A 454-nucleotide genomic window follows, 5' to 3' on the forward strand; every position below is an offset into this window, starting at 1 on the left:
CTCATGACCCATGCTCTTCAATGATTGYTTGAATATACACTGTCGTTTATGAAAAGCGGCATTGTCCATGACAATTACACTGTTTTTAGGTAACTCAGGTAACAGTGCTTCTCTCACCCAATGAGAGAAAATATCGCTGTTAATAGAACCATCATATAAGCGTAAGGCAAACAATTCTCCATTGATAATGGCTCCAATCGCATTGCTCTGGTTTTTTAAATGCCAGTTATCACTTCCATGACAAACTTCTCCTTTTGTGCTGTAGCCATAAGGTCTATGAGCAAAGGCTTTAAAACCACATTCATCAAGATAGACTATCGGTTTGTCTTGAGCGGTCTTATCTACTATTTGTTCTTGAAAGTGCTCTCTTTGCTCTGTGTCGGCTTTTGGATGTTGGTTAATCTTTTTTTATGCGTTATCTTTAGTTCGCTTTAGATGCATAACAAATTCGCTG

At 38.2% G+C, this 454-nt stretch carries 1 protein-coding gene; it reads right to left on the minus strand.

From position 1 onward, the window contains the following. Positions 1–402: transposase (locus A5N85_RS18105; RefSeq protein ID WP_211268273.1), on the minus strand; the 402-nt coding region annotated here is incomplete at its 3' end. Between the last annotated feature and the right edge of the window lie 52 nt (positions 403–454).

Origin of the sequence: Suttonella ornithocola (genome assembly GCF_001889065.1) — a bacterium.
Classification (GTDB): Bacteria; Pseudomonadota; Gammaproteobacteria; order Cardiobacteriales; family Cardiobacteriaceae; genus Suttonella_A; species Suttonella_A ornithocola.